Genomic DNA, 550 nt, shown 5'->3' with positions numbered 1-550 from the left:
AACCCGAGCAGACAGGGGCGCCGAAAGATGGAAGCTGACGAGTTCCGCGCGGACTACATCACCGAGGCCCGCACCTTCATCACGCCCGACCCTAAGCAGGTGGTGTGGCGCGTGAAGACGGCGGCCGGTGACGAGTTCAATTTCATTCTCGCCCCGGAAGACTTGGGGCGCCTGGGAAAGCAGATGCAGGCCGACGCGCGGCTGCTGAAATAGGGCCGGGATGCGCCCTGCGGGTTTGTTCAGCCGCGAAGCATCTGGGATTAGACGGTGAGTGCCCGGCCCTTGGGAGCCTCAACCCCGTCACGGCGCGGCCGGGTTCCTTCATACCGGCGCGGCGCAGGCTGGCACGGCGCGAACCGGGGCCATCCGCAGCGCGTGTAAGCGCATCGCCCGCGTCTGGGCAGGGGCCGGTCGCAGCGGGATGTTGCACCGGCCCCATCCATTTGCCGGGACTAACCCATCATCCCAGAAATGCCTTGGATTTCGTATTCCTCTTTCTTCGCGGCCCTGACCGCCTCGAGCATGGCGTTCAACTCAATGACCCGTTGAC

Annotated in this window: 1 protein-coding gene; it reads left to right on the top strand. The window is 65.1% G+C overall.

The genetic code is table 11. The features are described 5' to 3' along the window. On the top strand, positions 1–213 hold a 213-nt coding region (locus tag CK240_RS17895), incomplete at its 5' end, for a hypothetical protein (protein WP_205957934.1). Positions 214–550 lie beyond the last annotated feature (337 nt).

Origin of the sequence: Paracoccus salipaludis (genome assembly GCF_002287065.1) — a bacterium.
Classification (GTDB): Bacteria; Pseudomonadota; Alphaproteobacteria; order Rhodobacterales; family Rhodobacteraceae; genus Paracoccus; species Paracoccus salipaludis.
The sequence above is the reverse complement of the archived record's forward strand: the minus strand, read 5'-3'. Positions and strand labels throughout refer to the sequence as shown.